Source organism: Metabacillus idriensis, from assembly GCF_009674765.1.
Taxonomy (GTDB): Bacteria; Bacillota; Bacilli; order Bacillales; family Bacillaceae; genus Bacillus_P; species Bacillus_P idriensis.
This window is the reverse complement of record NZ_WKKF01000005.1, coordinates 133,423-155,666: the sequence shown is the minus strand read 5'-3', so window position 1 is coordinate 155,666 and position 22,244 is coordinate 133,423. Positions and strand designations below refer to the sequence as shown.

Below are 22,244 nucleotides of genomic sequence, written 5' to 3'. Positions count from 1 at the left end.
GTCTTTGGCGATGAGTGAAATGAAGTATGTGACAGTTACAGCCTTAACAAAGTATATTAAACGAAAGTTTGATGTCGATCCCCACCTGAAGGATATTTGGGTGAAGGGTGAACTTTCAAATGTTAAAATGCACAGCCGAGGCCATATGTATTTCACATTAAAGGATGAAGGTGCCCGGATTGCAGCCGTTATGTTTGCAGGCCAAAATTCATCGCTTAAATTCAAGCCTGAAAATGGCATGAAAGTGCTGCTTCGCTGTGAAATTTCTGTTTATGAACCGAGCGGCAGCTATCAAATGTACGTGAAAGAAATGCAGCCTGACGGTATCGGAAGTCTGTACCTTGCATATGAGGAACTTAAAAAGAAACTCGAACAAGAAGGACTGTTTGATCAAAAGCATAAACAGCCGATTCCAAAATACCCTCAGGCAATAGGTGTCATTACTTCGCCTACAGGAGCTGCAATCCGGGATATTTTGATTACAATCAAGCGCCGCTATCCTTCAGCTAAAGTCATCATTCTCCCTGCACTTGTGCAGGGAATCCATGCTGGCCCGTCTGTTGTTGGAGCGATTAAGCAGGCCAATGCCTTGGGCTATCTGGACGTGCTGATTGTTGGCCGCGGCGGAGGATCGATCGAAGAATTATGGGCTTTTAACGAAGAAATGGTTGCTAGAGAAATATTCAATTCCGCGGTTCCGGTCATCTCAGCTGTGGGACATGAAACGGATTATACAATTGCAGATTTTGTTGCAGATTTAAGGGCGCCTACTCCAACTGGAGCAGCAGAGCTTGCAGTGCCGCATTTTGCAGAGCTTCTGGAGAGAACTTCCAATCGGCAAACCCGTCTGCTGCGCGCAATGCAGGAAAAGATTTCTTCGAAAAAAGAGCAATTGGCTTATTATCAAAAGTCTTATGCCTTTAAATATCCGAAGCAGCTGTATCAGCAAAAGGAACAGCAGCTCGATCAATTAGTAGAAGCACTGCAAAAAGAAAGCATCAGGTCCATTCAGCTGAAAAAGGACAAATATGATCAATTAAAAAATCGTTTATCCCGTCTGCATCCCCGTGAACAAATCCACCGTGAAAAAGAGAAGCATCAGCAATTGATCAAGAAAATGAACAGGGATATGTCCGTTCTGCTGCGTCAAAAACAGGCGGAATTTCAGTCAATGACCGCAAGCCTGAACGCACTGAGTCCGCTGAAAATAATGGAGCGGGGATACAGCATTGCTTATCAGAATGAAAATCTTGTGAAAAGCATCTCGCAAGTCAAAACAGGTGATGATCTTCACATTCAAATGCAGGACGGGCAGGTTATCTGCCAAGTTACAGGAGTGGAGGAGCGAAAAGCTTATGAGTGAGAAAAAAGAAGCTACTTTTGAACAAGCCATGGAAGAGCTCGAACAAATAGTCGAAAAGCTTGAAGAGGGCGATGTGCCTCTTGAGAAAGCAATCGCTTATTTTCAGGACGGAATGAAGCTTTCAAAACTTTGCCATGATAAGCTGCAGACGGTTGAAAAGCAAATGGACCAGATTCTCCGCGAAGACGGAGAGCTTGCCCCTTTTGATCTGCAGGAGGAAGAGTAATGACGCTGTCTCTTGACATTTTTCTTTCTTCCAGAAAAGTAAAAATTGAGGAAGAGCTGCCTTTATACATCAGCAGGCTCTCTGCCCCTCCTTCTATTAAAGAGGCAATGATTTACTCGCTTAGCGCGGGCGGCAAAAGAATTCGCCCTGCTTTAGTGTTCGCCGTGCTGCATGCTTTCGGAAAGAAGGAAGAAATCGGAATCCCTGCTGCTTGCGCAGTGGAAATGATTCATACATATTCTCTTATTCATGATGATCTTCCTTCTATGGATGATGATGATTTAAGAAGAGGAAAGCCTACAAATCATAAAGTGTTCGGAGAAGCACTGGCCATTCTTGCAGGAGACGGCCTACTTACGCACAGCTTTGGATTGATTGCTGATCAGGAGGACATTTCTGCAGAGAAGCGCCTTGCCCTGATCAGTGAATTAGTAAAAGCTGCAGGCATTGAAGGAATGGTAGGGGGCCAGGTGGCAGACATGCAGGGAGAAGCGAAAAACCTGACCCTCTCAGAGCTGGAATCTATTCATGAACATAAAACGGCAAAATTACTCGCTTTCAGTATTATCGCGGGAGCAATCTTAGCTGATGCCTCACGCGCGGAAATCGCTCAGCTTCGTGAATTTGCTTATCATATCGGAATTGCCTTTCAAATTCAGGATGATATTTTAGATATTGAAGGCCAGCAGTTTAAAATAGGAAAACCTGTCGGATCGGATGAAACGAATCAAAAAACGACCTATCCGTCACTTCTTACTTTACATGGTGCAAAACAGAAACTGGAAGACCATATTAGCCATGCAAAAGCGATTCTGACAGATATTAATATCCATTCAGGCTTGCTTGAGGAATTATGCGACTTAATTGCTTCAAGAGATCATTAAACCAAAAACGTGACAGCTGAATGTCACGTTTTTGATTTTAACGGTTTTTTTCACCTCTATTCGGTTTCACCTTCTGCTCAATATCTCTTCAATCTGTTATAGCACACCATCAAATTGAGGTTTTTATTACGGTATGTTATACTTACACCATATTTTATACATATCGATTCCATACAGCGCGGGATATCAGGATGAAAAAAGAATTTCATGAAATGCTGCAAATGTCGCCGTTATCACAGCTGTGTTAGCGGCTATTTTAAACACTAAATAAACCATGTAGAAAATGAACTGAAAGTGAGTGATCCATTTGGATCTGTTATCCATTAAAGACCCTTCATTCCTTAAGAAGCTATCAAATAATGAACTAGAGCAATTGAGTGCCGAAATTCGCAAATTTTTAATCGAGAAGCTCTCTGTCAGCGGCGGTCATATCGGACCTAATCTTGGCGTTGTTGAGCTGACAATTGCTTTGCATAAAATATTTGACAGTCCAAATGATAAATTCCTGTGGGATGTGGGGCATCAATCGTATGTTCATAAAATTTTGACTGGCCGGGCATGCGAATTCGATACAATCAGGCAATATCAGGGTCTGTGCGGATTTCCTAAACGCAACGAAAGCGAGCACGATGTTTGGGAAACAGGACACAGTTCTACTTCTTTATCTGCAGCAATGGGAATGGTCATTGCAAGAGATTTAAAGGGGACAAAAGATCATATCGTGCCGATTATCGGTGATGGCGCCTTGACAGGAGGAATGGCTCTCGAAGCGCTTAATCATATCGGACACGAACAAAAAGATATGATCATCATTTTGAATGATAATGAAATGTCTATCGCACCAAATGTAGGTGCTCTTCATAATGTTCTTGGAAAATTAAGAACTGCAGGAAAATATCAATGGGTTAAAGATGAGCTTGAGTATCTTCTGAAGAAAATACCTGCTGTTGGCGGTAAGCTTGCAGCGACTGCCGAACGTGTAAAAGACAGCTTAAAATATATGCTTGTATCAGGCATCTTTTTTGAGGAGCTTGGAATTACATATCTCGGCCCTGTAGATGGCCATAATTACGATGATCTTTTTGAGAATCTGCAGTATGCTAAAAAAACAAAAGGACCTGTTCTTTTACATGTCATTACAAAAAAGGGCAAAGGATATCAGCCTGCTGAAACAGATAAAATTGGAACATGGCATGGAACTGGACCGTATAAGATTGAAACGGGCGATTTTGTAAAGGGTGAAACCGCAGGTCCTGCGTGGAGCAGTCTTGTCAGCGAGACCGTCAGAAGAATGGCGCGGGAAGACAATCGAATCGTTGCCATTACACCGGCTATGCCTGTCGGTTCAAAACTTGAAGGCTTTGCAAGCGAATTTCCTGACCGGATGTTTGATGTCGGAATTGCAGAACAGCATGCAACTACAGTGGCAGCCGGACTTGCCACACAGGATATGAAACCGTTTCTGGCCATCTATTCAACATTCCTTCAGCGTGCATACGATCAAGTCGTTCATGACATATGCCGTCAAAACCTCAATGTTTTCATCGGAATTGACCGATCAGGATTAGTTGGTGCTGATGGTGAGACACATCAGGGTGTTTTTGATATCGCGTTCTTGAGGCATTTGCCGAACATGGTAGTCATGATGCCTAAAGATGAAAATGAAGGACAGCATTTAGTCTATACTGCTTTAAAATATAATGATGGACCAATCGCACTGCGTTATCCTAGAGGAAATGGAATTGGCGTGAAAATGGATGACGAGCTGAAAGAAATCCCAATCGGAACATGGGAAGTAATCAGAGAGGGTACAGATGCTGTTATCCTGACTTTCGGCACAACGATTGAAATGGCTATGAAGGCTGCGGAAAGTCTTGCGAAAAAAGATATTTCAGTCCGTGTGGTGAATGCAAGGTTCATCAAACCTCTTGATGAGGCACTGCTTTCAGAAATCTTTGCTGAAAAAATTCCTGTGCTTACAATTGAAGAGGCTGTTCTGCAAGGCGGATTCGGCAGTGCGGTGCTTGAATTTGCTCATGAGCATGGCCATTCAGATGCCGTTATAGACCGAATGGGCATTCCTGACCGTTTTATTGAACACGGCAGCGTAAATAAATTGCTTGAAGAAATAGGATTAACGGCTTTTCACGCAGAGGAACGGATTTTAAGCATATCAAAACCGAAAGAGAAAAGGGTTTAATGAATGAGTTCGAAAAAAGAAAGAATTGATATCCTCCTCGTTGAAAGAGGGCTGATTGAAACGAGAGAAAAAGCGAAGCGTGCCATTATGGCAGGGCTCGTCTATGCAAACGAAGAAAGAGTTGAAAAACCGGGCGAGAAAGTAGATCCTGCTTTAAATCTTACGATTAAGGGAAATATGCTGCGATATGTAAGCCGCGGAGGTTTGAAACTTGAAAAAGCATTAAAAGAATTTGATCTTTCAGTTGAAAATAAAATTCTCCTCGACATAGGCTCTTCAACAGGAGGATTTACGGATTGCGCCCTCCAGAATGGGGCCAAGCTGTCATATGCCCTTGATGTTGGCTATAACCAGCTTGCATGGAAACTCCGCCAGGATGAACGGGTTGTTGTCATGGAACGGACAAATTTCAGATATTCAACGCCAGCTGATTTTTCAGAAGGGCTGCCTGAAATTGCTTCGATAGATGTTTCATTTATTTCACTGAAATTAATTCTGCCGGCACTTAAAAAGATTCTAGTTGCCGGCGGTGACTGCATCGCGCTTGTTAAACCGCAGTTTGAAGCAGGCAGGGAGCTTGTGGGGAAAAAGGGGATTGTCAGGGAGCCAAAAACGCATAAATTGGTATTGGAGTATATTACTGACTTTGCGCTAAAAGAAGGGTATGACTGCTGCAATCTGTCTTTTTCTCCTATAACGGGAGGAGACGGCAATATTGAATTTCTGCTTCATCTGCTCTGGAACGGATCAGATGCCCCCGGAAGCATGAGGTTTCCGGATACAATCGACAGCGTGGTTGAAAAAGCCCATAATGAACTAAAAAGCAAAAAATCGGAACAGGAATAATAGAGCAGCTATTATTCCTGTTTGTTTTGATTAAAATAAGAACATACACTTCGACAAAAACGTGTACTTTTATTAAAATATCATATAACATATTCAGTATAAACATACAGTTAACAAGGGGTGCCTAATGAATAAAGGTCAAAGACACATAAAAATCCGCGAGCTGATTACTCATAATGAAATTGAAACTCAGGATGAGTTAGTGGACATGCTTAAGGAAGCTGCCTTCAACGTGACACAGGCCACTGTTTCAAGAGATATTAAAGAGCTTCATTTAGTGAAAGTGCCTATGCTTGACGGCAGGTACAAATACAGTCTTCCTGCAGATCAGCGTTTTAATCCGCTGCAAAAGCTGAAGCGGGCTTTAATGGATGCCTTCGTGAAAATTGATTCAGCAGGGCATAACATCGTCATGAAAACGCTGCCTGGCAATGCTAATGCCATTGGTGCATTAATTGATAATCTTGATTGGAATGAAATTCTGGGCACTATATGCGGAGATGATACGATTCTCATCATTTGCCGTACGCCTGAGGATACTTCAATTATTTCGAAACGTTTTCTGGATATGCTTTAATAACGAAATATTTAAGGGGGGATCCGGCGCTGTGTTAGCGGAACTTTCAATAAAAAACTTTGCAATTATTGAATCATTGACGGTTTCCTTTGAGAAAGGGCTGACCGTCTTAACTGGAGAAACCGGAGCAGGTAAATCGATTATCATTGATGCCGTCCATTTGCTTGTCGGCGGAAGAGGCTCATCTGAATTTGTTCGTTACGGAGAGAAACGTGCTGAATTAGAGGGTCTTTTTTTACTTGATGATGAAAAACACCCCTGTATAGACAGATGCAATGATTTTGGAATCGATACGAGCGACGGAATGATTGTTTTAAGACGCGACATTTCATCCTCAGGAAAAAGCATCTGCCGTATTAACGGGAAGCTTGTCACCATTGGAATTCTTAGAGAAATCGGACAAATGATTATTGATATTCATGGACAGCATGACAATCAGGAGCTCATGAACGAGGAAAACCACTGGAAGCTTCTCGATCAGTTCGGCTCGGGAAAAATCAATCATGCACTTGCTTCATACAGAGAAATTTACGATACATACGCAAAGCTTGTGAAAAAAATAAAACAGCTGTCTGAAAATGAACAGGAAATGGCCCATAGGCTTGACTTGATTCAGTTTCAGCTTGAAGAAATTGAAAAAGCAGATTTAAAAATCAAAGAAGATGAGAGGCTGATGGAAGAAAAAAGCCAAATATCCAACTTTGAAAAAATATTTGAATCACTTCAAAATAGCTATAATTCACTGCACGGCGAGCAAAGAGGCCTCGATTATATTGGCCATTCCATGAGTCAATTAGAAGAAGTATCAGCAATAAATGAGTCGCTGAAAGAAATGTCCGAAACCATTTCAAACTGCTATTATATGCTAGAGGATTTATCTTTTCAGATTCGAAATGAGCTGGATCAATTGGAATTCGATCCTGAGCGATTGAATGAAATCGAAACACGACTTGGGGAAATTACTCATCTTAAGAGAAAATACGGACAGGATGTAGAAGAAATCCTGGAATACGCAGCGGCCATTGAAGAAGAAATTGATACGATCCAAAACCGAGACAGTCATTTGTTCAAGCTGAAAAACGAGTTGGACAGCCTGGTGAAAGATCTGATCGTTGAAGCAAAAAACGTGACTGCCGTCCGGAAAAAAAGCGCCGCTGAGCTGACAAAGCAAATTCAGCGGGAGTTGAAAGAATTGTATATGGAAAAAACAAAATTTGAGGTTGTTTTTGGCGTAAGGGAAGGAAGCAAGGATGCGCCTCAAATTGATGGTGTACCTGCTAAATTTGGAGAAAATGGCGTGGATGAAACGGAATTTTACTTATCGACCAATCCTGGTGAACCATTAAAACCACTCTCTAAAATTGCTTCCGGCGGAGAGCTTTCAAGGATTATGCTTGCCATGAAAAGCATCTTTTCAAAGCACCAGGGTGTCACATCCATTATTTTTGATGAGGTGGACACAGGTGTAAGCGGACGGGTTGCACAGGCGATTGCAGAAAAAATTTACAAAGTTTCTGTCGGGTCACAGGTCCTTTGTATTACGCATCTTCCACAAGTAGCTGCGATGGCAGACACACACCTTTTCATATCAAAAGAAACGGTTAAAGGAAGAACCAAAACAAGCGTAAAACCGCTTCTGGAAGAAGAAAAAATAAAAGAGGTCGGCAGGATGATCGCCGGCGTTGAAGTAACAGATTTAACAAAACAGCACGCAAAAGAACTGCTTGCTCTAGCTGACACGGTCAAGAGCTTATAAATACTGCCATCCCCGGCAGTATTTTTTTTGGATTTTTTACGTCAAATCAAGCATATAGCCGATTTATCACGGCCAACTAACCAATCCGCTTCCTTATTTCTGAGCATTACATGCGTTATACATCAAAACAGCAACATTTTCTTTTAATATCAGTTATAAATGCGCCTTCAGAAGGCAAAATTAATGAATGTAGCCGATGTATTGGTGTGGTGTAAGGAGCGAGGAGAGTGTGTATATTTGGGCTTTGATAAAATTAGAAAAATAATTGGTTGTATTCTCCTTGTTTCTTTAATGAGTTTAGGATTTGTAAAACCTGTTAAAGAATACATTCAATTGCCAAATTCTTTAACCGTATTTGAAAATCAGCAATTATCAATGGAAACATCTCTGCAGGCTGGTGCCAAAGCCAGCGATTCAGAACAGGTTTTTTCAATTAAAACCGGTGCTGAATCCCTTCAGATCGAAGGAAAGCAAAGCGGAGTTGGTGAAATAGTATTTGATTTAGCGGGAATTCCCATAAAAAAAGTTGATGTAAAAGTGCTTGAAGATTTTAAAATCATTCCAGGCGGTCAATCAATCGGTGTGAAACTGAATACGCTTGGTGTACTTGTTGTAGGTCATCATCAAATTAAAACAGCAGAAGGCAAAAAGTCACCTGGCGAAATTGCAGGTGTTAGGGTCGGAGACATTATTAAGAAAATAAATGGCTCAACAGTCGAGAGCATGAGTGATGTAACGCCGTTTATACAGGAAGCTGGAAAAACAGGCAAACCGCTTGATTTAGTTATATCCAGAGAGAATCAAGAAATTGAAACAAAATTAGTTCCTTTGAAAGATGAAAATGAACGTGCATACCGAATTGGTTTATATATACGTGATTCCGCAGCAGGAATTGGGACCATGACTTTTTATGATCCAAATTCAAAAAAATACGGCGCCCTTGGACATGTTATATCTGATATGGATACGAAAAAGCCGATTGTCGTACAGGATGGGCAAGTCGTAAGATCAACAGTGACATCGATTGAAAAAGGAAGCAACGGGAATCCTGGCGAAAAGCTGGCAAGATTTTCAAGCGACCGTCATGTAATCGGCAATATTACAAGGAACAGCCCGTTTGGAATCTTCGGGAAGCTAAATGAGGACATGGCAAATGGACTTTACGATAAGCCAATGCCAATCGCATTATCAAACGAAGTAAAAGAAGGTCCCGCTCACATTTTGACAGTGGTCGACCAGGATAAAGTAGAAGAATTTGATGTTGAAATCGTCAGTTCAACTCCTCAAAAATTTCCTGCGATAAAAGGGATGGTCATTAAAATTACCGACCCGGCACTTTTAGCGAAATCCGGAGGTATTGTTCAGGGGATGAGCGGAAGTCCTATTATTCAAAACGGGAAAGTAATCGGAGCAGTCACACATGTTTTCGTAAATGACCCAACGTCAGGTTATGGTGTTCATATCGAGTGGATGCTGAGTGAAGCAGGTATTGATATCTATCATAAAGATGCAAAAAAAGCGAGCTGATGAATTAGCTGTTGAGACAAGTTTCTTAACAGCTATTTTTTTTTGACTTTATTTATCGTCTAATTTTAGGTAAAATGTAAGGAAGAAGATTTTTCGACAAAACTGTTTAACTTTGGAAAAGAAAAATAGCGTAACTCGTCGAAAACGTGAGCAAATTGAAGAATAATTTAGATATTTCATTTTTTTGGTATTTTTTAAAAAAATAAGAGGAATTTTTGTTGCATTGTCGAAATTCTCATTTAGAATGATGTATAGAGATACTATCGATTTAGGCGGGAAATGAAGACTGAGGAGGAAGCTTAATTGAAGAAAATAAAAGTGTGTGTCGTTGATGATAATCGGGAGCTAGTGGGGCTTTTGGATGAATTTATTTCAAGTCAGGAAGACATGGAAGTGCTTGGTATTGCCTACAACGGACAAGAGTGTCTGAATATGTTAAAGGATAAAGATCCAGATGTTTTGGTTCTGGACATTATCATGCCTCATCTGGACGGACTAGCTGTTTTAGAAAAAGGTGAGAGAGATGGAAAAATCCAAACAGCCTAATGTCATCATGCTTACAGCTTTCGGGCAAGAAGATGTGACAAAGAAAGCAGTTGACCTTGGTGCATCTTATTTCATCTTAAAACCTTTTGATATGGAAAACCTGGTTAATCATATTCGTCAAGTAAGCGGAAAATCAGCAGCGCCGATTCTTTCAAGATCTAACTCCTCTCTCAGATCCCAGTCCGAAAATAAGGGAAGAAACCTTGATGCGAACATTACGAGCATCATTCATGAAATTGGCGTTCCTGCCCACATAAAAGGCTATTTATATTTAAGAGAAGCCATTTCAATGGTGTATAACGATATCGAATTGCTTGGATCCATTACAAAAGTGCTGTATCCTGATATCGCCAAAAAATATAACACGACAGCAAGCCGTGTCGAGCGTGCGATCCGCCATGCAATTGAAGTAGCGTGGAGCCGCGGGAATATTGAATCGATTTCCTCTTTATTCGGATATACAGTAAGCATGTCTAAAGCGAAACCGACAAATTCAGAATTCATCGCAATGGTCGCTGACAAATTGCGTTTAGAGCATAAAGCTTCTTGAGAGAGCTAGAATCTTAGAGGCAGGATCATAAAAAAGAACCCAATCAAGTGAAAATTGGGTTCTTTGCTGTTTACTGCTCTTCTTTGTCTTTTTTATTCTGCATTTCAGCAAGCTTAGCAAGAAGGATATGCTGGGGCATATGCATGATTTGTTCAATCGGCACGTTTAGTTCCTCTGAAAGCTTTATCGCTGTTTCAGCGGATATTGGAAGTGGTCTCATAGCTCTTATATGCTCCTTTCTAAAAAATACTGGAAACAGGTGATGCTCATGACCAAAATATTCGGGCACCGAGGTGCTGCAGGTACATATCCTGAAAATACGATGCCTTCTTTTAAGGCGGCAATTGATTTTGGTGCCGATGGAATTGAATTGGATGTTCATCTTTCCAAGGACGGAGTTCCAGTTGTTATTCATGATGAAACGGTTGATCGTACAACGAATGGCAATGGTTTTGTGAAAGACTTAACTTTTTCGCAGCTTAAAACATTGGATGCATGCTGCCGCTTTCCTGAATACACAGGAATAGCAGGTATCCCATCTCTTGAAGAAGTGCTTTCATGGAGCGGAACTTCAAATTTTCTGGTGAATATCGAACTGAAAAATGATCGGATTCAATATGAAAACCTTGAAGAAAAAGTCATACAGCAGATTTTCACTCATAACATGCAAAATCGCGTCATTCTCTCATCTTTTAATCATGACAGTCTGATGAGATGCCGCAGTATCTCAACTGAACTTGAAACCGCAGCCCTTATAAGCGAGAGGTTATTTGAACCTTGGAATTATGCCAAAACACTTTCAGCCAGCGGAATTCATCCTATCCATTATGCAGCTGATCAGCAGGTGATCTTTCAATCTCAGGCTAATGGAATCCAGGTGCGTCCGTTTACAGTCAACGATGACACAACAATGCGAATGCTTTTCAGATCAGAGTGTGCAGGATTTTTCACGGATTACCCCGAAAAGGCCCTATTGCTAAAAAAAGAAATAATTTGACCCCGTTTAACTTAAACTAACGGGGTTCTTTTATTTTTCTGGAATTTTTTCTGCACTTTATTTCGTTTGCGGTCACGGTAAAAAATAAATCCTGCGACAAAACTTAATCCGCCTATAAATAAAAGCAGCCCGGCAGTGAATTGCAGACCCAGGTTTGAAAAAGGAGCTTGAAGAATTCCAAAGAGCATATCACGCATTAATTTAATGCCGTAGCCGGCCAAAACTCCGGGAATCACCATGATTAATAAAGCGAAAATTCGTATCATTTTTTTATTCCTTTCCCCTTTGTCTGTTTAAATTGTTCAACGAAAAAAACAATTTGTCAAGTGAACAAAAAATGATATGATAAAACCGTGCAAAATTTTGCACAAATCATTCATATACATATTTTACATATAAAAAACGGTAAGGGGTTAACATTATGCAAAAGGTCTTGCTGGTAGGTGCGGGAAAAGGCGGGACAACACTCCTCAAAATGCTTTTGGAAATAAAAGCGATGGAAATTATGGCAGTAGTGGACATTGAACCGGAAGCGCCAGGCATGCAGCTTGCAAAAAAGCTTGGAATTTTGACAAGTTCTGAATGGAAGCCGCTGCTTTCCGATCAGATCAATATTGTGATTGAGGCAACTGGAAGCAATGAGGTATTTGAGGACCTGCTGCAGTGCAGAAGCAGAAATACGGTCATTATCCCAGGGACTGTCGCTCACATTATTTCCAATCTGATCAATCAGAAAGAGGATTTAATTACAGCGTTAAAAGATATTACACATAAGCATGAAACCATTTTTGATTCAACGAATGACGGCATGATCGTCATCGATGATAAGGAACGGCTGATTCTTTTCAATAAAACAGCAGAGCGGATGACAGGGTTAAAAAAGGGAAATGTGATTGGACGTCTTATTGAAGAGATGATTCCTTCAAGCAAGCTTCCAAGAATCCTGAAAACAAAAGAAGTGGAAATGAATCAGGAACAGGTACTTGAAAATGGCCTTAAAATTATTACAACAAGAATCCCGATCTTTGATGACTCGGGAACACTGCTCGGTGCCCTTTCCTTGTTTAAAGATATTACCGATATTGTGAACCTTGCAGAAGAAATGACAAACTTAAAGGAAATTCAAACGCTTCTTCAAGCCATCATTCAATCATCTGACGAGGCCATAACTGTTGTAGATGAAGAAGGAAGAGGGATTTTGATTAATCCTGCTTATTCAAGGATGACTGGCCTGACTGAAGAACAAGTGCTGGGAAAGCCTGCGACGGCTGATATATCTGAGGGTGAAAGCATGCATATGAAGGTTCTTGAAACGAGAAGACCTGTCAGAGGTGTGCGGATGAAGGTTGGCCCTGGCAAGAAAGACGTCATTGTAAATGTAGCTCCGATCATTGTTGATGGAAAACTAAAAGGAAGTGTGGGCATTATTCATGATGTGTCCGAGATTCAGACTTTAACGACAGAATTGCACAGAGCCAGACAAATCATCAGAACACTTGAAGCGAAGTATGCCTTTGAAGATATTATCGGGGGAAGCGAAGAGATCAAGCTTGCGATTGAACAAGCGAAGCTAGGGGCTAAAACACCTGCGACTGTTCTATTAAGAGGGGAATCAGGGACAGGAAAAGAATTATTCGCCCATGCAATCCATAATGCAAGCGACCGGAAGTATAACAAGTTTATCCGTGTGAATTGTGCGGCTATTTCAGAAACGCTGCTTGAAAGCGAGCTGTTCGGCTATGAAGAAGGGGCTTTTTCAGGAGCGAAGAGGGGCGGAAAAAGAGGTTTTTTTGAAGAAGCCAACAAAGGGAGCATTTTTCTTGATGAAATTGGCGAGCTTTCGGCAAATGTACAGGCAAAATTGCTCCGTGTGCTGCAGGAAAAAGAAATTGTCCGCGTTGGTTCAACGAAAACCATTCCAATTAATGTAAGAGTTATCGCTGCAACAAATATTAATATTGAAAAGGCTATGGCAGACGGCACATTCCGTGAAGATTTGTATTACCGGTTAAATCGTTATCCAATTTCGATCCCGCCGCTCAGGAACCGGAAAAGTGATATTCCTATGCTTGCTGAGCATCTTATCAGAAAACTGAATCAGGACTATGGCAGAAGTATTGAAGGAATTGAAGAATCAGCTTTAAGCATGCTTGTTGCGCACAGCTGGCCTGGTAATGTAAGGGAGCTTGAGAATGTTCTAGGAAGAGCCATGATTTTTATGAAATACAATGAAACCGAAATTACTGCTCAGCATTTGCCGGAACTCGCACAGGATGATGAAAAAAAGTCCGGGGTAATAGCCTATTCTATAGAAGGCAGCGGCAATCAGACTCTTGCAGAATCAATCGAACAGCTAGAAGAAGTATTAATAAGAGAAGCATTGAACAAGCATCATTTTAATCGGACAAAAACCGCCCTTTCATTAGGTATTTCGCTAAGAAACCTGTATTATAAAATAGAAAAATACAATCTTGCAAAGTAATGCACGCAATATATTGCATGGTATGAAACAAATTGCATGTTTTATGCTCGATGAGATGAAGCGTTTACAAGATTTTATGTTGGCACGCTTCTTGCATTATAAAATAACGGGTGCTGTGACTACATCTTGAAGGGGTTGAAAACACGATGAACTTAGAAGACCTGCTAGAAAAAGCAGCCCAGCTTGAGAACAAAACAGTGGCAGTGGCCTCTGCAGAAGATCCAGAAGTGCTTGAAGCAGTTTTGGAAGCTTCAGAACGGGGACTGGCCGAATTTATTTTGTTCGGAAATAAAGAAGAAATTGAAATCATGCTTCAAGAAAGAAGTGCTGACGCTAAAAAGTTTTCAATTAAGCATGCAAGATCCGTTGAACAAGCTTCAGAATTTGCTGTTAAAGCTGTCTTTCAAAATGAAGCGGACGTATTAATGAAAGGAAATGTTCCTACAGCCGTTATTTTAAAAGCGGTTTTAAACAAGGAATATGGACTTCGCACGGGCAAAATTCTATCCCATGTAGCGGTTTTTGAAGTGCCAGGCTACGACAGATACACGATTGTAACGGATGCAGCGATGAATCTTGCACCAGATCTGGAGCAGAAAAAGCAGATTCTTGTAAATTCTGTCATGGTAGCAAGGAAGATTGGGATAGATGTTCCAAAAGTAGCGCCCCTTGCAGCTGTTGAAGTTGTAAATCCTTCCATGCAGGCGACGCTCGATGCAGCTGCTCTCAGCCAAATGAACAAAAGAGGGCAGATAAAAGATTGTATCGTTGATGGCCCGCTTGCACTTGATAATGCTGTTTCATTTGAAGCTGCAGAGCATAAAGGCATCACAAGCGTTGTCGCAGGACAGGCTGATATTCTTTTAGTACCAACCATTGAAGTTGGCAATGTTTTATATAAATCGCTCATGTATTTTGCTAATGCAAAAGTAGGAGCCATCATTGCAGGTGCAAAAGCCCCGATTGTCTTAACCAGCCGTGCTGATTCAGCTGAAAGCAAGCTATACTCGCTAGCTTTGGCGATTTGTTCTAGTTAAGAGACAAACCGGATATGAAATGAAAAGAACTTTAGGAGGAATTACACATGGAAATTTTCAAATATATGGAACAATATGATTATGAGCAATTGGTATTTTGCCAAGATAAACAATCAGGGCTGAAAGCTATTATCGCTATTCATGATACAACTTTAGGACCTGCACTTGGCGGCACGCGCATGTGGACATACGCTTCAGAAGCAGATGCAATTGAAGATGCTCTTCGCTTAGCCAAGGGTATGACTTACAAAAATGCAGCTGCAGGATTAAACCTTGGCGGAGGGAAAACAGTTATCATCGGTGATCCCCGCAAAGATAAAAACGAAGAAATGTTCCGCGCTTTCGGCCGCTACATTCAAGGACTTAATGGCCGTTATATTACAGCTGAAGATGTCGGCACTACTGTTGAAGATATGGATTTGATCCACGAAGAAACAGATTATGTAACGGGTATTTCACCTGCTTTCGGATCTTCAGGAAACCCGTCTCCTGTAACGGCGTTCGGCGTATACCGCGGAATGAAAGCTGCTGCAAAAGCTGCGTTCGGCACAGATTCATTAGAAGGCAAGACTGTTGCAGTTCAAGGTGTCGGCAACGTTGCATTCAACCTCTGCAGACATTTGCACGAAGAAGGCGCACAGCTGATTGTGACGGATATTAATAAAGAAGCGGTTCAAAGAGCTGTTGAAGCTTTCGGAGCTAAAGCTGTAGATCCAGATGAAATTTACGGAGTGGACTGCGATATTTATGCACCGTGTGCACTTGGAGCTACTATCAATGACGATACGATCCCGCAAATCAAAGCTAAGGTCATTGCAGGTGCTGCAAATAACCAATTAAGAGAAACTCGTCATGGCGATACGATACATGAAATGGGAATTGCTTATGCACCGGACTATGTCATTAATGCTGGAGGCGTAATTAATGTAGCGGATGAGCTGCTTGGCTACAACAGCGAAAGAGCGATGAAAAAAGTAGAAGGCATTTATCAAAATATTGAACGTGTATTTGAAATTGCAAAACGCGACGGCATCCCTACATATGCGGCAGCTGATCGTTTAGCGGAAGAGCGCATTGAAAGAATGAGAAATTCCCGCAGTCAGTTTCTGCAAAATGGACATCACATTTTAAGCCGCCGCTAATAGGCAATTTTTTTGAGAAGAGTTAAGCAGGCAGCGTGTCGATGCGCTGTCTGATCTTTCTCATATTTGGAGGTTTTGGAAGTTGCAAGAAAAAGAATATCGGATTCTCGTCATAAACCCGGGTTCGACCTCGACGAAAATTGGTGTATTTGATAATGAACGATCGATTTTTGAAAAAACAATCCGTCATGATGCAGATAAAATTAATGCTTTTAACAGCGTTATTGATCAGTATGAATTCAGAAAACAAACAATACTTGAAACGCTGGATGAAGAAGGCATTAACATCTCTAAATTAAGCGCGGTATGCGGAAGAGGCGGACTGCTTCGTCCGATAGAGGGCGGAACATACCATGTAAATGAACAAATGCTGCAAGATCTCCGCATCGGTTTTGCAGGACAGCACGCTTCAAATTTGGGAGGCATCATCGCATTTGAAATAGCCGGCGGGCTAAATATACCTTCTTTCATTGTGGATCCGGTAGTTGTAGATGAAATGGAAACGATTGCAAAAGTATCCGGAGTTCCATCCATCGAACGAAAGAGTATTTTTCATGCCTTAAACCAAAAATCCGTTGCAAGGAAAGTTGCTCAGCAGTACGGCAAAAAATACAGCGAAATGAACCTGATTGTGGCTCATATGGGCGGCGGAATCACGGTCGGCGTACACAGGCTTGGAAAAGTAATTGATGTCAACAACGGACTTCATGGAGATGGCCCTTTCAGTCCTGAACGGGCAGGCACTGTACCTGCAGGTGATCTGGTGAACCTCTGTTATTCAGGTGATTATTATCGTGAGGAAGTTATGAAAATGCTTGTTGGAAAAGGCGGGCTGGTCGGGTATCTTGGCACCAATGACGGCCAGAAGGTTGAACGCATGATCTCTGCTGGTGATCAAAAGGCTAAACTTGTATTTGATGCAATGGCCTATCAAATCGGCAAAGAAATCGGTGCAGCAAGCGCTGTTTTAAAAGGGAAAGTAGATGCAATCATTCTTACAGGAGGCCTTGCCTACGGGAAAAAATTCGTAAAAGAAATTTCTTCCTACATTGATTGGATTGCAGATGTGAATGTCTTTCCGGGTGAAAATGAACTTCAGGCATTAACTGAAGGGGCTCTTCGCGTTCTCCGCGGGGAAGAAGAAGCCAAGGAATATCCGAATAAAAGAGTGGATTCTAAGATCTACAACCAGGTTTAAAAGAGAGGAGCATCAGCATGGCAACAGATTATGATCTCGTCATTGTAGGCGGCGGAACAGGCGGATATGTAGCCGCGATTCGCGCAAGCCAGCTGGGTTTAAAAACAGCGATTGTTGAAAAAGGAAAACTAGGAGGCACTTGTCTTCATGCCGGGTGTATTCCAAGCAAAGCGTTGCTTAGAAGTGCGGAAGTGTTTGCTACAGCGAAAAGAAGCGAAGAGTTTGGCGTCATTACATCAGGTGTTGAGCTCGATTTCACGAAGGTTCAAGAGCGCAAACAATCGATTATTGATGCCCTGCATAAAGGCGTCCAGCATTTAATGAAGCAGGGAAAAATCGATGTCTATGAAGGGACAGGCCGTATTTTGGGTCCGTCTATTTTCTCCCCAATGCCCGGAACCATTTCTGTTGAAATGAATAACGGCGAAGAGAATGAAATGCTCATTCCTAAAAATGTGATTGTCTCTACAGGGTCAAGACCGCGCAGTCTGCCTGGCCTTGAAATTGACGGTGAATCTGTTTTAACGTCAGATGAAGCACTTGCGCTTGAATCGCTGCCTAAATCAATCATTATTGTTGGCGGTGGAGTAATTGGAATAGAGTGGGCATCCATGCTGTCTGATTTTGGACTTGAGGTAACTGTCCTTGAGTACGCAGACCGTATCCTTCCTACTGAAGATGCTGAAATATCCAAAGAAATGCAGCGCTTGCTTAAGAAAAAAGGCATTAACCTTGTAACAGGGGCTAAAGTTCTGTCTGAAACCCTTGAAAAAGGAGAAGCTGTTTCTATCAGTGCTGAGCATAAAGGTGAAGTGAAGACATTCTCTGCTGAAAAAATTCTTGTATCTGTTGGACGTCAGGCAAATGTTGAAGGCATCGGGATTGAAAATACAGATATTCAGCTTGAAAATGGCTTCATTAAGACCAATCAATTTATGCAGACGAAAGAATCACATATCTATGCGATTGGCGACGTTATTGGCGGACTTCAGCTTGCGCATGTGGCTTCACATGAGGGCATTACAGCAGTTGAACATATTGCCGGACATACTCCTTCTGCAATTGACTATAAGAAAGTTTCCAGATGTGTATACAGCACACCTGAAATTGCAAGTGTCGGCTATACAGAAGATGAAGCGAAAGAAGCGGGATATGAAGTGAAAACAGGTAAATTTTCATTCCGTGCGATCGGCAAAGCGCTTGTTTTTGGGGAATCCGATGGGTTTGTCAAATTAATTGCCGATGCTAAAACAGATGATCTCCTTGGTGTTCATATGATTGGACCGCATGTAACTGATATGATTTCTGAAGCAGGGCTTGCGATGGTGCTTGATGCAACACCGTGGGAAATTGGACAAACCATTCATCCTCATCCAACTCTGTCTGAAGCAATAGGTGAAGCGGCACTTGCTGTTGATGGGAAAGCAATTCATTCTTAAAGGGAACATATCCCTTACATACTGATTTTTAAGGAGGCAAAATGATGGCTGAAAATCGTCATAAAACACTTGGTTTATCTGATCAAGAAGTTCTTGAAATGTATGAAACAATGGTCATGGCGCGCAAAATCGATGAACGCATGTGGCTGCTCAACCGTTCAGGGAAAATTCCATTCGTGATTTCATGTCAGGGACAGGAAGCGGCTCAGGTTGGTGCTGCATTTGCACTTGACCGCAAAAAAGACTATGCCCTTCCTTATTACCGTGATATGGGTGTTGTGCTTGCGTTTGGCATGACTGCAAAGCAATTGATGCTTTCCGGATTTGCAAAAGCAGAAGATCCAAACTCAGGAGGCCGCCAAATGCCCGGTCACTTTGGCCAAAAAGAAAATCGCATTGTTACAGGCTCATCACCGGTTACAACTCAAGTGCCGCATGCGGTTGGAATTGCTCTTGCGGGCAAAATGGAGAAAAAGGATCTTGTCACGTTTGTCACGTTTGGGGAAGGCTCTTCAAACCAGGGAGATTTCCATGAAGGAGCAAACTTTGCAGGAGTACATAAGCTGCCTGTTATTTTCATGTGTGAAAATAATAAATATGCAATCAGTGTTCCCTACGAAAAGCAAGTTGCATGCGAGAAAATCTCAGACCGTGCGATTGGCTATGGAATGCCTGGCTTTACAGTGGATGGAAATGATCCGCTTGAAGTGTATCAGGCAGTAAAAGAAGCTGCAGACAGAGGCCGCCGCGGAGAGGGTCCTACACTTATAGAAGCAATCTCATACCGTCTGACTCCTCACTCAAGTGATGACGATGATCGTTCATATCGCGGGCAGGAAGAAGTTTCAGAAGCTAAGAAGAATGATCCGATCTTAAAATTTGCCGCTTATTTAAAAGAAACTGGCGTCATGACGGATGAGTTGGAAAAAGAAATTCATGACGGGATCATGAAGGTTGTAAACGAAGCAACAGATTACGCTGAAAGTGCTCCATATGCAGATGCAGAGTCAGCACTTAAATATGTATACGCAGAGTAAGGGGGAAGAACAATGCCAGTCATTTCTTATATAGAAGCTGTCACGATGGCGATTCGTGAAGAGATGGAACGTGATCCAAAAGTTTTCGTGCTTGGGGAAGATGTAGGCAAAAAAGGCGGAGTTTTTAAAGCAACAGCCGGATTGTACGACAAGTTTGGAGAAGAGCGCGTCATTGATACTCCGCTTGCAGAATCAGCGATTGCAGGTGTGGGAATTGGCGCTGCCATGTACGGAATGAGACCAATCGCAGAAATGCAATTTGCGGACTTTATCATGCCTGCAGTCAATCAAATCGTTTCAGAGGCTGCCAAAATCCGCTATCGTTCAAACAATGATTGGAATTGTCCGATTACGATCCGTGCTCCTTATGGAGGAGGCGTACATGGAGCTCTCTATCACTCTCAATCGGTCGAAGCTTTATTTGCCAATCAGCCTGGTCTTAAAATTGTGATGCCTTCAACTCCTTATGATGTAAAAGGACTCTTAAAGGCTGCAATTAGAGACGATGATCCAGTTCTGTTTTTTGAACATAAAAGAGCATACCGCCTCATCAAAGGCGAGGTTCCTGACGATGATTATGTACTGCCGATCGGAAAAGCCGATGTGAAGCGTGAAGGTGAAGATCTTACAATCATCACTTACGGCCTGTGCGTGCATTTTGCACTCCAAGCTGCAGAAAAACTTGCACAGGATGGCATTTCAGCGCATATTCTTGATTTGCGCACAGTATATCCGCTTGATAAAGAAGCAATTATTGAAGCTGCTTCTAAAACAGGAAAAGTGATGCTGCTTACAGAAGACAACAAAGAAGGAAGCATCATGAGCGAAGTGTCAGCCATCATCGCTGAAAACTGCCTATTTGATTTGGATGCTCCAATCATGCGTCTTGCAGGGCCTGATGTGCCGGCAATGCCATATGCTCCAACAATGGAAAAATATTTTATGATCAATCCAGATAAAGTAGAAGCGGCTATGCGGAAGCTTGCTGAATTTTAAAGAAGATTTTCATTTGAGGAGGGAACAGACATGGCAGTTGAACAGATGACAATGCCCCAGCTTGGGGAAAGTGTAACGGAAGGCACCATCAGCAAATGGCTTGTATCAGTCGGTGATACTGTAAACAAATACGATCCGATTGCTGAGGTTATGACAGATAAAGTAAATGCAGAAGTTCCATCTTCATTTACAGGCGTAATCAAAGAATTGGTTGCAGATGAAGGTGATACGCTCGCTGTCGGCGAAATTATTTGTAAAGTTGAAGTCGGCGGTGAAAGCGAAGATGCTAAAGCATCAATCGCACCAGTTTCATCGGCTTCAGAGGAAATGCAAAAAGCAGAACCTGCAGAGCAAACAGACCAATCAAACAAGAAACGATATTCTCCTGCTGTCCTGCGCTTAGCACAGGAAAACGACATCGATCTTGAACAGGTTGCAGGTACAGGCGCCGGCGGAAGAATTACAAGAAAAGACCTGCAGCAAATCATTGAGAGCGGAAATATCCCTTCATCAGCGGACAAAGGAAATGCTGCTGCACAAGAATCACCAGCTAAAGCAGACGTACAGCAAACTGCACCAGCAGCTGCACCGCAGAAAACTGCACAATCAGCACCTGCTGCATCTGTTTCTGCACAGCCGGGAGATATTGAAATTCCTGTTACCGGCATCCGCAAAGCGATTGCTTCTAACATGCTGCGAAGCAAGCATGAGGCACCTCATGCCTGGACGATGATTGAAGTGGATGCAACCAATCTGGTTGAATACCGCAATACAATCAAGAATGAATTCAAGCAAAAAGAAGGATTTAATCTTACATTCTTTGCATTTTTCGTCAAAGCTGTCGCTCAAGCATTAAAAGAATTCCCGCAGATCAATTCAATGTGGGCAGGCGAGAGCATTATTCAAAAGAAAGACATCAATATCTCAATCGCGGTTGCAACAGAAGATGCTTTGTATGTTCCCGTGATTAAACATGCTGATGAAAAAACAATCAAAGGCATAGCCCGTGAAATTTCTGAACTTGCAGGCAAGGTCCGTGCTGGGAAGTTAACTGCAGATGAAATGAAAGGCGGCACCTTTACAGTAAACAATACAGGTTCATTTGGATCTGTACAGTCTATGGGGATCATCAACTACCCGCAGGCTGCCATTCTTCAGGTGGAATCCATCGTAAAACGTCCAGTTGTGATGAACAACGGTATGATCGCGGTACGCGATATGGTGAATCTATGCATGTCTCTTGATCATCGTGTGCTTGACGGTTTAGTGTGCGGCAGATTCCTGGCCAGAGTAAAAGAAATTTTAGAGAATACGTCAAAAGAAACGACTTCTGTTTATTAAGAACAAAAGCGGAAATGCCAAGGCCCGCGCAGGCAGGCAGATAAGAATCCGACAGAAAAGTCCGGGTTCCGACTTTTTTGGCGGATTCGTTTACCGAGGA

At 42.1% G+C, this 22,244-nt stretch carries 19 protein-coding genes and 1 pseudogene; 18 read left to right on the top strand and 2 right to left on the bottom strand.

Going from position 1 to position 22,244, the window contains the following annotated elements; genetic code table 11:
- Window positions 1–10: 10 nt before the first annotated feature.
- From xseA to spo0A, 9 genes and pseudogenes are all read left to right on the top strand, one after another.
- Complete coding sequence (gene xseA, locus GJU41_RS16825) at window positions 11–1,363, top strand: exodeoxyribonuclease VII large subunit (protein ID WP_070876662.1); 1,353 nt, start codon at window positions 11–13, stop codon at window positions 1,361–1,363.
- Window positions 1,356–1,589, top strand: coding sequence for an exodeoxyribonuclease VII small subunit (locus GJU41_RS16820; RefSeq protein WP_070876663.1), 234 nt, complete (start codon window positions 1,356–1,358; stop codon window positions 1,587–1,589). The genes xseA and GJU41_RS16820 overlap by 8 nt, the downstream gene beginning before the upstream one ends.
- Window positions 1,589–2,473, top strand: coding sequence for a polyprenyl synthetase family protein (locus GJU41_RS16815; RefSeq protein WP_070876664.1), 885 nt, complete (start codon window positions 1,589–1,591; stop codon window positions 2,471–2,473). The genes GJU41_RS16820 and GJU41_RS16815 overlap by 1 nt, the downstream gene beginning before the upstream one ends.
- 307 nt (window positions 2,474–2,780) lie before the next feature.
- Window positions 2,781–4,673, top strand: a complete 1,893-nt coding sequence (gene dxs, locus GJU41_RS16810; protein WP_070876665.1) for a 1-deoxy-D-xylulose-5-phosphate synthase — start codon at window positions 2,781–2,783, stop codon at window positions 4,671–4,673.
- Between the two features lie 3 nt (window positions 4,674–4,676).
- Window positions 4,677–5,519, top strand: coding sequence for a TlyA family RNA methyltransferase (locus tag GJU41_RS16805; protein WP_070876666.1), 843 nt, complete (start codon window positions 4,677–4,679; stop codon window positions 5,517–5,519).
- Between the two features lie 127 nt (window positions 5,520–5,646).
- A complete protein-coding gene (ahrC, locus tag GJU41_RS16800) occupies window positions 5,647–6,096 on the top strand; it encodes a transcriptional regulator AhrC/ArgR (protein ID WP_070876667.1) in 450 nt (149 codons plus the stop codon).
- Between the two features lie 31 nt (window positions 6,097–6,127).
- A complete protein-coding gene (gene recN / locus GJU41_RS16795) occupies window positions 6,128–7,852 on the top strand; it encodes a DNA repair protein RecN (RefSeq protein ID WP_070876668.1) in 1,725 nt (574 codons plus the stop codon).
- A 237-nt stretch (window positions 7,853–8,089) separates the two neighbouring features.
- Window positions 8,090–9,379, top strand: coding sequence for a SpoIVB peptidase (gene spoIVB / locus GJU41_RS16790; protein WP_170292816.1), 1,290 nt, complete (start codon window positions 8,090–8,092; stop codon window positions 9,377–9,379).
- A gap of 303 nt (window positions 9,380–9,682) precedes the next feature.
- Window positions 9,683–10,475 (top strand): annotated as a pseudogene (gene spo0A, locus GJU41_RS16785) (sporulation transcription factor Spo0A).
- Window positions 10,476–10,545: 70 nt separating this feature from the next.
- Here the strand turns inward: spo0A and GJU41_RS16780 are convergent.
- A complete protein-coding gene (locus GJU41_RS16780; RefSeq protein WP_070876670.1) occupies window positions 10,546–10,695 on the bottom strand; it encodes a YycC family protein in 150 nt (49 codons plus the stop codon).
- A 48-nt stretch (window positions 10,696–10,743) separates the two neighbouring features.
- On the opposite strand from GJU41_RS16780, the gene GJU41_RS16775 reads away from it, so the two are divergent.
- Window positions 10,744–11,472 (top strand): glycerophosphodiester phosphodiesterase, encoded by a 729-nt coding sequence (locus GJU41_RS16775; protein WP_070876671.1) that lies wholly within the window; start codon window positions 10,744–10,746, stop codon window positions 11,470–11,472.
- 11 nt (window positions 11,473–11,483) lie between these two features.
- On the opposite strand, the gene GJU41_RS16770 is transcribed toward GJU41_RS16775, so the two are convergent.
- On the bottom strand, window positions 11,484–11,738 hold the full coding sequence (locus GJU41_RS16770; protein WP_154319143.1) for a DUF2627 domain-containing protein: 255 nt from the start codon (window positions 11,736–11,738) through the stop codon (window positions 11,484–11,486).
- 155 nt (window positions 11,739–11,893) lie between these two features.
- On the opposite strand from GJU41_RS16770, the gene GJU41_RS16765 reads away from it, so the two are divergent.
- The 8 genes from GJU41_RS16765 to GJU41_RS16730 all read left to right on the top strand — a co-directional run bounded on the left by GJU41_RS16765 (window position 11,894) and on the right by GJU41_RS16730 (window position 22,144).
- Complete coding sequence (locus GJU41_RS16765; RefSeq protein WP_154319142.1) at window positions 11,894–13,954, top strand: sigma-54 interaction domain-containing protein; 2,061 nt, start codon at window positions 11,894–11,896, stop codon at window positions 13,952–13,954.
- Window positions 13,955–14,100: 146 nt separating this feature from the next.
- Entirely contained in the window at window positions 14,101–14,991 is an 891-nt protein-coding gene (gene yqiS / locus GJU41_RS16760; protein ID WP_154319141.1) for a phosphate butyryltransferase, read from the top strand.
- A 47-nt stretch (window positions 14,992–15,038) separates the two neighbouring features.
- The gene (bcd, locus tag GJU41_RS16755; RefSeq protein ID WP_070876675.1) at window positions 15,039–16,133 is read left to right on the top strand and encodes a branched-chain amino acid dehydrogenase; all 1,095 of its coding nucleotides are present in this window, start codon (window positions 15,039–15,041) and stop codon (window positions 16,131–16,133) included.
- An 82-nt stretch (window positions 16,134–16,215) separates the two neighbouring features.
- The gene (buk, locus tag GJU41_RS16750; protein WP_154319140.1) at window positions 16,216–17,331 is read left to right on the top strand and encodes a butyrate kinase; all 1,116 of its coding nucleotides are present in this window, start codon (window positions 16,216–16,218) and stop codon (window positions 17,329–17,331) included.
- A gap of 17 nt (window positions 17,332–17,348) precedes the next feature.
- On the top strand, window positions 17,349–18,770 hold the full coding sequence (gene lpdA / locus GJU41_RS16745) for a dihydrolipoyl dehydrogenase (RefSeq protein ID WP_154319139.1): 1,422 nt from the start codon (window positions 17,349–17,351) through the stop codon (window positions 18,768–18,770).
- A gap of 44 nt (window positions 18,771–18,814) precedes the next feature.
- On the top strand, window positions 18,815–19,807 hold the full coding sequence (locus GJU41_RS16740; RefSeq protein WP_154319138.1) for a thiamine pyrophosphate-dependent dehydrogenase E1 component subunit alpha: 993 nt from the start codon (window positions 18,815–18,817) through the stop codon (window positions 19,805–19,807).
- A gap of 12 nt (window positions 19,808–19,819) precedes the next feature.
- The gene (locus GJU41_RS16735; RefSeq protein ID WP_154319137.1) at window positions 19,820–20,803 is read left to right on the top strand and encodes an alpha-ketoacid dehydrogenase subunit beta; all 984 of its coding nucleotides are present in this window, start codon (window positions 19,820–19,822) and stop codon (window positions 20,801–20,803) included.
- 30 nt (window positions 20,804–20,833) lie between these two features.
- A complete protein-coding gene (locus GJU41_RS16730; RefSeq protein WP_154319136.1) occupies window positions 20,834–22,144 on the top strand; it encodes a dihydrolipoamide acetyltransferase family protein in 1,311 nt (436 codons plus the stop codon).
- Window positions 22,145–22,244: the final 100 nt, after the last annotated feature.

Excerpts from the sequence above, each read along its gene's own strand:
- xseA (WP_070876662.1), top strand. The coding sequence starts at position 11 with ATGAGTGAAATGAAGTATGTGACAGTTACAGCCTTAACAAAGTATATT.
- GJU41_RS16820 (WP_070876663.1), top strand. The coding sequence starts at position 1,356 with ATGAGTGAGAAAAAAGAAGCTACTTTTGAACAAGCCATGGAAGAGCTC.
- GJU41_RS16815 (WP_070876664.1), top strand. The coding sequence starts at position 1,589 with ATGACGCTGTCTCTTGACATTTTTCTTTCTTCCAGAAAAGTAAAAATT.
- GJU41_RS16805 (WP_070876666.1), top strand. The coding sequence starts at position 4,677 with ATGAGTTCGAAAAAAGAAAGAATTGATATCCTCCTCGTTGAAAGAGGG.
- ahrC (WP_070876667.1), top strand. The coding sequence starts at position 5,647 with ATGAATAAAGGTCAAAGACACATAAAAATCCGCGAGCTGATTACTCAT.
- GJU41_RS16780 (WP_070876670.1), bottom strand. The coding sequence starts at position 10,695 with ATGAGACCACTTCCAATATCCGCTGAAACAGCGATAAAGCTTTCAGAG.
- GJU41_RS16775 (WP_070876671.1), top strand. The coding sequence starts at position 10,744 with ATGACCAAAATATTCGGGCACCGAGGTGCTGCAGGTACATATCCTGAA.
- GJU41_RS16770 (WP_154319143.1), bottom strand. The coding sequence starts at position 11,738 with ATGATACGAATTTTCGCTTTATTAATCATGGTGATTCCCGGAGTTTTG.
- GJU41_RS16765 (WP_154319142.1), top strand. The coding sequence starts at position 11,894 with ATGCAAAAGGTCTTGCTGGTAGGTGCGGGAAAAGGCGGGACAACACTC.
- yqiS (WP_154319141.1), top strand. The coding sequence starts at position 14,101 with ATGAACTTAGAAGACCTGCTAGAAAAAGCAGCCCAGCTTGAGAACAAA.
- bcd (WP_070876675.1), top strand. The coding sequence starts at position 15,039 with ATGGAAATTTTCAAATATATGGAACAATATGATTATGAGCAATTGGTA.
- lpdA (WP_154319139.1), top strand. The coding sequence starts at position 17,349 with ATGGCAACAGATTATGATCTCGTCATTGTAGGCGGCGGAACAGGCGGA.
- GJU41_RS16740 (WP_154319138.1), top strand. The coding sequence starts at position 18,815 with ATGGCTGAAAATCGTCATAAAACACTTGGTTTATCTGATCAAGAAGTT.
- GJU41_RS16735 (WP_154319137.1), top strand. The coding sequence starts at position 19,820 with ATGCCAGTCATTTCTTATATAGAAGCTGTCACGATGGCGATTCGTGAA.
- GJU41_RS16730 (WP_154319136.1), top strand. The coding sequence starts at position 20,834 with ATGGCAGTTGAACAGATGACAATGCCCCAGCTTGGGGAAAGTGTAACG.